Genomic DNA, 8,688 nt, shown 5'->3' on the forward strand with positions numbered 1-8,688 from the left:
CGCCGACCGGGCGGTGGGGAACGCGGTCCTCGGGACCGCGACGGAGCCGGACGGGGTCGACGGCCGCAGCGGGCGCGGGCAGCAGGAGGCGGGCCAGCCGGCCCCGGTCGCGGGAGCGCAGCGCCTCGACGGCGGCCGGCTCGGTGCACGCGAACCGGGCGAGCAGGCCGATGACGACGAGGGTGAGGATCAGCGACGTGCCGCCCGCCGAGATCAGCGGGAGCGTCACGCCGGTCACCGGCAGCAGTCCGACCACGTAGCCCATGTTCATGGTCGCCTGGCCGACGAGCCACACGGTGATGGCGACGGTGGACAGCTGCACGAAGCGGTCGGCCGCTCGGCGGGCGATACGGAAGCCCGCGTAGGCCAGCACGCCGTAGAGGGCGATGACCACCAGGCAGCCGAGGAAGCCCAGCTCCTCGCCGAGGATGGCGAAGATGTAGTCGGACTCGGCCTCCGGGAGGATGTTCCACTTCATGGCGCTGTTGCCCAGCCCCACGCCGGACCAGCCACCGGTGGCCAGGGCGTAGAACCCCCGGATGGCCTGGAAGCCCCCCGCGGTGGGATCGGCGAAGGGGTCCAGGAACGAGGTGATCCGGGCCATCCGGTAGGGCGCGGCCCACACCATGACGGCGACCAGCACGGCCGCCACCCCGAGGAACGCGGCGAACCAGCGCAGCGGCATCCCGCCGGCCCACAGCAGACCGATGAGCACCAGGCCGAGGGTGACCACGCCGCCGAAGTCGGGCTCGGCGATGAGGAGCAGCGAGAGCACCCCGAAGACCGGCAGCACCGGCACGAGGAGCGACTTCGTGGTCAGGTAGCGCTCGCGCAGCGCGAGGACGTGCGCGCCCCAGAGCGCGAAGACGAGCTTGCCCAGCTCCGAGGGCTGGAAGTCGGTGAACCCCAGCGAGATCCACTGGCGGGCGCCGTTGCGCTGCTGGCCGATTCCCGGCACGAGCACGAGCAGCAGCAGGGCGACCACGACGAGCAGCCCGATGGGCGCCCACCGCCGCACCAGCGCCACCGGCAGCCGCATGGCCACGACCATGCCGACGAGCCCGACGCAGGCGAGCACCAGCTGCTTGAGTCCCGGCGCCCAGGCCGGCTGGCGGGACAGCGCCGCGTCGATCGCGGAGGCGGAGAAGACCATGGTGATGCCGATGAGCAGCAGCAGGCCGGCCGCACCGAGCACCAGGTGGCAGCTGGTCATGGGACCGTCCAGCCAGGCCGGACCCGACCACACCCGGGCGGACCGGACGGACCGGTCGGACCGGACGGGCCGATCGCCGCGTGCTCGCGCGGGACGCGGGCGCTCCTCGGTCACGGTCATGACCGCGTCAGCCCAGGGCCTGCACCGCGGCGGCGAAGGCGGTGCCGCGGTGGGCGTAGTCGCGGTACACGTCCATGGACGCGGCCGCGGGCGCCAGCAGGACCGTGTCGCCGGGCCGCGCGAGCTCCCGCGCGGCGGCGACGACGCGCGCCGTCGTCACCTCTGCTGTCACACCCGTCCCATCCATCCCGTCATCGTCGCCGCTGACGACCGTGACGACGGGGACCGCCGGGGCGTGTCGCGCCAGTGCTGCGGCGAATCGGTCGCGGTCACGGCCCAGGAGCACCACCCCGGAGAGCCGGGGGGCGACGGCGGCGACCAGCGGATCGACGTCGGCGCCCTTGAGCAGACCGCCGGCGATCCACACGACCCGCGGGTAGGAGGCCAGCGAGGCCGCCGCGGCGTGCGGGTTGGTGGCCTTGCTGTCGTCGACGTAGTCCACCCCGTCGACCGTGCCCGCGAGCACGTTGCGGTGGGCACCGCCGCGGAAGCCGGCCAGGCCCCGGGCCACCGCGTCGGCAGGGATCCCGGCGGCGCGGGCGAGGGCCGCCGCGGCCAGTGCGTTGACCGTGTTGTGCGGCCCGGGCACCTGCAGCCCGCCGGCCTCGAGGAGGACCTCACCGGCCGGGTCGGTGACGAAGGCCCGGTCGAGCAGTGCCCCGGCCCGGACGCCCAGCTGCCCCGGCCCCGGCTCGCCCCGCGTGACCGTGACGGGGTGCGGGTGCCCGGCGACCAGCGCTGCGGCGACGGGATCGCCGGCGTCGGCGATGGCGACGGGGGCGCCCTCGAGGATGCGTGCCTTGGCGTCTCGGTAGGCGGCGAAGGAGCCGTGCCAGTCGGTGTGGTCGTCGGCCACGTTGAGCACCGCGGCCGCGGCCGGCGCGAGGCTGGAGGACCAGTGCAGCTGGAAGCTCGACAGCTCCACGGCGATCGCGTCGAAGGTCGGCGTCCCGTCGGGGTCGCGGGCGGTGACCACCTCGACCAGCGGCCGGCCGACGTTGCCGGCGGCCACGGCGCGCCGGCCGGCCGCCTGGAGGATCGCCTCGAGCATGGTGACCGTCGTCGTCTTGCCGTTGGTGCCGGTGACCGCCAGCCAGGGCGCGGGGACGCCGTCGGGTCCGGCGATCCGCAGCCGCCAGGCCAGCTCCGGCTCCCCCACCACCTCGATGCCGTGGCGGGCGGCGTCGACGAGCAGCGGGGAGTCGGGCCGCCAGCCCGGTGAGGTGACGACCAGGTCCGTGCCGCCGGGCACGGCGGTCGGCGCGCCGAGCCAGCGGGCCCCGGAGGCGACGAGCTCGTCCACCACCGGAGGCCGGGCCGCGTCGGTGAGCGTCACGGTGCTGCCCAGGTCGAGCAGGACCCGGGCCGCGGCGGCCCCGGAGACGCCGAGGCCGGCCACCAGGACCGTGGCGTCGCGCAGGTCGGTCACGGTCAGAGCCCCGCGAAGGAGAGCCAGTCCGCGTAGAACAGCCCCAGCCCGAAAGCCACGGCCATGCCGGTGACCAGCCAGAAGCGGACGATCACGGTGTTCTCGGTCCAGCCGGCGAGCTCGAAGTGGTGGTGCAGCGGGGCCATCCGGAAGACGCGGCGACGGGTGGCGCGGAAGAAGGCGACCTGGATGACCACCGACAGCGTGACCGCGACGAACAGGCCGCCCAGGACCACCAGCAACAGCTCGGTGCGGGTGACGATGGCCAGGCCCGCGATCAGGCCCCCGAGGGCCAGCGAGCCGGTGTCACCCATGAAGATGCGGGCCGGGCTGGTGTTCCACCACAGGAAGCCCAGGCACGCACCCATGCCCGCGGCGGCGACCAGCGTGATGTCCAGCGGGTCGCGCACCTCGTAGCAGCCGTCGATGAGCTCGCTGGCGCAGTCGTGGGTGAACTGCCAGAACGAGATGACGATGTAGGAGGCCAGCACCATCGCCGAGGAGCCGGCGGCGAGCCCGTCCAGCCCGTCGGTGAGGTTCACGGCGTTGGAGAAGCCGGCGATGAACAGGTAGGCGAGGATCACGAAGCCGATCGACCCGAGCGTCAGCGGCTCGATGTCGCGGACGTAGGAGACGACGGTCGAGGCCGGCGTCAGCCCGTTGCTCGGGAAGTTGATCGCCAGGATCGCGAACGTCACGCCGACGAGCAGCTGTCCGACCAGCTTGGCCGTCTTGTTCAGCCCGAGGCTGCGGCGGTGCCGGATCTTCAGGTAGTCGTCGAGGAAGCCGACGGTGCCCATGCCGACCATGAGGAACAACAGCAGCAGGCCGGTGGCGCTGAAGCCCCAGCCGTCGTTGCCGACGAACGCCAGGTGGGCGACGAGGTAGCCGACGACGGTGGCGCCGACGATCACCGTGCCGCCCATCGTGGGCGTGCCCTTCTTCGAGAGGTGGCTCTCGGGCCCGTCGTCCCGGATCTCCTGGCCCAGCCCCTGCCGCCGGAACGCACGGATGGCCAGCGGGGTCAGCAGGATCGACAGGATCAGGGCGACGCCCGCGGCGATGAGGACGCTCCTCATGCGCCGGCCTCTCCCGCGAGGAGGTCGGCGGCGAGCAGTTCCAGTCCGTAGGAACGGCTGGCCTTCACGAGGACGACGTCCCCGGGGCGCAGCACCTCCGACAGCAGCTGGCGGGCAGCGGCCCGGTCCGGCACGAGCACCGACTCCTCTCCTGCGCCTTCCCCAGCCCTCGGCCCGGCCTCGGCCGCACCGTCGGCTATCCCTACAGCATCCGGCCCCACGGCGACGACGAGGTCGATCCCGGCCGCCGCGACGTCGCGGCCGAGGCGGACGTGCTCCTCCGCCGCCCCCGGCCCCAGCTCGGCCATGGCGCCCAGGACCGCGATCCGGCGGGTGGCCGGGAGGCCGACGAGCGCGGCGAGCGCGGCCCGCATCGACTCGGGGTTGGCGTTGTACGCGTCGTTGACGATCGTGACGCCGTCCGCCCGGCGCTCGACCTCCATCCGCCACCGGCTCCGCGGCCCGGCCGCGGAGAGGGCGGCGGCCACGTCCGCGGGCGTCATCCCCGCGGCGAGCGCGGCACCGGCCGCGGACAGGGCGTTGGCGACCTGGTGCTCGCCGACGACCCGCAGCTCCACGGGGTGCTCCTCGCCCCCGGCGACGAGGGTGAACCGGCCGCGGGCGGAGTCGTCGAGCACGACGTCGACGGCACGGACGTCCGCGCCGGTCCCCCGCCCGGTGGTGACCACCCGGGCGCGCGTGCGGGGCGCCATCCCCACGACCCGGGGGTCGTCGGCGTTCAGGACCGCGGTGCCGTCGGCGGGCAGCGCCTCGACCAGCTCGCCCTTCGCCTGCGCGATGACCTCGGCGCTGCCGAACTCGCCCAGGTGCGCCGTGCCCACGTTGAGGACCACGCCGATCGACGGTCGGGCCACCTCGCACAGCCGCGCGATGTGGCCGGGGCCGCGGGCCCCCATCTCCAGCACGAGGAACCGGGTCCGCTCGTCGGCGGAGAGCACGGTGAGCGGGAGGCCGATGTCGTTGTTGTAGGAACCGGGCGGGCTCACCGTCTCGCCGGCCGTCGCGAGCACCTGGCCGAGCAGGTCCTTGGTGGAGGTCTTGCCCGAGGACCCGGTGAGGCCCAGCGTCGTCAGCCCGCCCGCGGCCAGCCGGGCGTGCACCCCGGCGGCCAGTCGGCCCAGCGCGGTGACCGGGTCGTCGACGACCACGCAGGGCAGCGCCGGGTCCGGGCGGGTGCCGAGCGCGGCGACGGCGCCCGCGTCCGCCGCGGCGCCGATGAAGTCGTGCCCGTCGACCCGCTCCCCCGCGACGGCGACGAACAGGTCGCCCGCGCCCACGGTGCGCGAGTCGAGGGTCACGGCACCGGTCACGCTCGTGCCGGGGTCGCCTCCGGACAGCGTTCCGCCGGTCAGCTCGGCGACCTCCGCCAGCGTCACGGCGATCACGGAGTCACCGCCCCGGTCAGGACCTCGCGCAGGACCTCCCGGTCGTCGAACGGGTGCACGGTGCCGGCCACCTCCTGGCCGGTCTCGTGCCCCTTGCCGGCCACGAGCACGGTGTCGCCCGGTCCCGCCAGGGCGACCGCCGCCGCGATGGCCGCGCGCCGGTCGCCGACCTCGCGGACCTCGGCGCGGGCGGCCTCCGGCACCTCGAGGACGCCGGCGAGCATCGCGGCGCGGATGGTGGCCGGGTTCTCGGAGCGGGGGTTGTCGTCGGTCACGACGAGGACGTCGCTGCCCGCCGCGGCGGCCGCGCCCATCGCGGCCCGCTTGCCGGGGTCGCGATCGCCACCGCAGCCGAGCACGGTGATGAGCCGGCCGGAGGTGGCGGCCCGCAGTGCATCGAGCGCAGTGGTCACGGCGTCGGGCGTGTGCGCGTAGTCGACCGCGACCACGAACGGCTGGCCGGCGTCGACCGGCTCCATCCGCCCCGGGACCACGGTGGTCGCCAGGCCCTCCAGCGCGGCGTCCACCGGCACCCCGACCGCGTCGAGCAGCGCGACGGCGAGCACGGCGTTGGCGACGTTGAACCGGCCCGGCAGCCGCACCCGCGCGTCCCGGCGGAGACCTCCCGGGCCGTGCAGGGTGAACGTGGACCCGCCCTCGGGGGCGGGGGCGATGTCGGTGGCGCTCCAGTCGGCCTCGGCACCCCGCGTCGACACGGTGACGGGACGGGGACGGTCCGGGCGGTCGAGCAGCCGGCGGCCGTGCTCGTCGTCGACGTCGACGACCTCACCGGCGGCCCGGCCGTCGAAGAGCAGCGACTTCGCGCGGAAGTACTCGTCCAGGTCGCCGTGGAAGTCCAGGTGGTCTCGGCCCAGGTTCGTGAAGCCGGCGGCGGCGAACCGGACGCCACCGACGCGGCCGAGGACGAGCGCGTGGCTGGAGACCTCCATGACCACGGTCGACACCCCGGACTCGGCCATGGCCGCCAGCAGCGCGTGCACCGCCGGGGCCTCGGGAGTGGTCCGCTCGCTCGGCAGGGCGGTCACCGTGCCGTCGGCAGTGCGGGTCCGCGTCTGCACGGTGCCGATGAGCCCGGCGGCCCGGCCGGCGGCGATGAGACCGGCCTCGACCAGGTAGGCGGTCGTGGTCTTGCCGTTGGTGCCGGTGATCCCGATGACCCCCAGCCGCTGGCTCGGCCGGGCGTAGACGCGGTCGGCGACCTCGCCGAGGACGGCGCGCGGGTCGTCGACGACGCACACCGGCAGCCCGGTCGCCGCGGCCTCCGCCCGCCCCGAGGGGTCGGTGAGCACCGCGACCGCGCCCCGGCGCGCCGCCTCGGTCACGAACCGGACGCCGTGGGTCCGGGCGCCGGGCAGCGCCGCGTACAGGTCGCCGGGCAGGACCTCACCGGAGGCGAGCGTGAGCCCGGTGACGTCGACGTCGGCCGTGCCCCCGGAGGCGCCGGTCGACGGCCGGCCGACGAGGTCGGCGAGCTCGGAGAGCGGCACGGGGCGTGGGTTGCGCGGGCGGTTCCCCACGGGCCGGGGAGCCGACCCGTCGTCAGTCGGGGTCACAGGGCTCGAATCTACCGGCGCGGAGGCCCGGACCTGCGCAGCTACGCCTTTCCCCGGCACGCCGCCGATCGCGTGCCCCGCGGAGGTGGCCGCGTTCAGGGCGTCGCGGTGAACTGGAACTCGGGCCGCGCGGTCCCCGACGGGACGACTCCGTCGGCCGTGAGCGCGTACCGGAGGATGTCGCGGAACACCGGCGCGGCGACCTGGCCGCCCTCCGCCGAACTGGTCGGCCGCTCGAGTTCGACGGCGATCACGTACTGCGGGTCGTCGGCGGGGGCGAACCCGGCGAAGGTGGTGACGTAGCCGCCGCCGTCGTAGCAGTTGCACTCCGGGTTGGCCCGCTGGGCGGTCCCGGTCTTGCCGGCCACCCGGAAGCCGTCGATCTGCCCCAGCGGCGCGGTGCCGCCCGGGCCCACCACCGCCTCGAGCATGTAGGCCATCGAATCGGCGGTGGCCTTGCTGACCACGCGCGTGCCCTCGGGCCGCTCGGCGCGGGTCACCCGCCCGTCGGGCGCCGTCACCGACCGGACGATCCGCGGCTCGATGCGGACGCCGTCGTTGGCGAGGGTCTGGAACACCGAGGCCATCTGCAGCGTGGTCACCGAGACGCCCTGTCCGATGGCGACGTTGGCCGCCTGGATCTGGCTCCAGTCCTCCGCGCCCGCGAAGATGCCGGGGCTCTCGCCGGGCAGCTCGATGCCGGTCCGGCTGCCGATGCCGAAGGCGCGGAGGTACTCCTCGAGCTTCTCGTCGGTGACCTCGCGGGCCAGCATGATCGTGCCGACGTTGCTGGACTTGGCCAGGATCCCGGTGACCGTCCAGTCGATGGGCTCGTGGTCGTGGGCGTCGGTCACCACCTGACGGCCGGCCTGGATGTGCCCGTCGACCGTCAGTTCCCTGTCCGGGGTGGCGTGGCCCTCCTCGAGGGCCGCTGCGAGCGTGACCGCCTTGAGCACCGAACCGGGCTCGAAGACATCGGAGACGGCCGGGTTCTTCAGCAGGTCCGGCGTGGCACTGACGTTGCCGGGGTCGTACCCGGGACACGAGCCCATCGCCGCCACCTCGCCGCTGCGCACGTCGAGCACCACCGCCGAGGCACGTGTCGTCGCGCCGTCCTCGCACGCCTCGCGCAGCCGCTGCTCCATCACGTACTGCAGGTCCTGGTCGAGGGTGAGCGTGACGCTGCTGCCGTCGGTGGCCGGCGATTCCTCGTCGATCCCCCGCGACGGGATCGGGTTGCCGCCACTGCCCACCTCGACGCGCCGCTGGCCCGGGGTGCCGGCCAGCACGTCCTCGAAGGTCTGCTCGATGCCGGCCAGCCCGGTGCCCTCGTCGCCGACGAAGCCCACGACCTGCCCGCCGACCGCGCCGGCCGGGTACTCCCGCACCGGGTCGTCCTCGAGGAACACACCGCCGAGCCCCAGTTCGTCGACCTCGTCGGCGACCTCCGGTGACACCTGCCGTTTCAGGACGACGTGGCGCCGCCCCTCGGCGGAGAGCTTCCCGCTGAGCTCGCGGGCGGGGATGTCCAGCACGGTCGTGAGGGCCAGGGCGGTCCGCTCGGGGTCGGCGACGACCGTGGGGTCGGCGACCACTCGGAAGGCGTCGGCCGTGTAGGCGAAGGGGCGCCCGTCGCGGTCGAGGACCTCGCCGCGCATCGCGGCGATCGGATAGGTGCGCAGCCGGTCCTGCGAGGCGGCGCTGGCGTACTCCGCGCCGTCGACACCCTGGACGACGGCGAGCCGGCCGATCACCACCACGAGCAGGGTGATCAGGACGATCAGGCCGATCCGGTTGCGGCGGTTGCGCTGGGCGATCGTGAGCCCCGCCCCCCCGCTGCGGCGGCTGCCCGGCGGCCGACGGGAGG

General features: G+C 74.8%; 6 protein-coding genes. All 6 read right to left on the reverse strand.

Going from position 1 to position 8,688, the window contains the following annotated elements:
• Nucleotides 1–1,213, reverse strand: a 1,213-nt coding sequence (gene ftsW / locus BN344_RS01150; RefSeq protein ID WP_081788451.1) for a putative lipid II flippase FtsW, incomplete at its 3' end; no start/stop codon positions are given.
• Nucleotides 1,214–1,340: 127 nt separating this feature from the next.
• On the reverse strand, nt 1,341–2,762 hold the full coding sequence (murD, locus tag BN344_RS01155; RefSeq protein WP_081788292.1) for a UDP-N-acetylmuramoyl-L-alanine--D-glutamate ligase: 1,422 nt from the start codon (nt 2,760–2,762) through the stop codon (nt 1,341–1,343).
• A gap of 2 nt (nt 2,763–2,764) precedes the next feature.
• The gene (gene mraY, locus BN344_RS01160; RefSeq protein WP_040336698.1) at nt 2,765–3,841 is read right to left on the reverse strand and encodes a phospho-N-acetylmuramoyl-pentapeptide-transferase; all 1,077 of its coding nucleotides are present in this window, start codon (nt 3,839–3,841) and stop codon (nt 2,765–2,767) included.
• A complete protein-coding gene (locus BN344_RS01165) occupies nt 3,838–5,247 on the reverse strand; it encodes a UDP-N-acetylmuramoyl-tripeptide--D-alanyl-D-alanine ligase (RefSeq protein ID WP_040336699.1) in 1,410 nt (469 codons plus the stop codon). The genes mraY and BN344_RS01165 overlap by 4 nt, the downstream gene beginning before the upstream one ends.
• The gene (locus tag BN344_RS01170; RefSeq protein ID WP_231486406.1) at nt 5,244–6,755 is read right to left on the reverse strand and encodes a UDP-N-acetylmuramoyl-L-alanyl-D-glutamate--2,6-diaminopimelate ligase; all 1,512 of its coding nucleotides are present in this window, start codon (nt 6,753–6,755) and stop codon (nt 5,244–5,246) included. Before BN344_RS01170 ends, BN344_RS01165 begins: the two co-directional genes overlap by 4 nt.
• Before the next feature lie 161 nt (nt 6,756–6,916).
• Nucleotides 6,917–8,688: peptidoglycan D,D-transpeptidase FtsI family protein (locus BN344_RS01175; RefSeq protein WP_040337741.1), on the reverse strand; the 1,772-nt coding region annotated here is incomplete at its 5' end.

Source organism: Candidatus Blastococcus massiliensis AP3 (assembly GCF_000582785.1).
GTDB classification, from domain to species: domain Bacteria; phylum Actinomycetota; class Actinomycetes; order Mycobacteriales; family Geodermatophilaceae; genus Blastococcus; species Blastococcus massiliensis.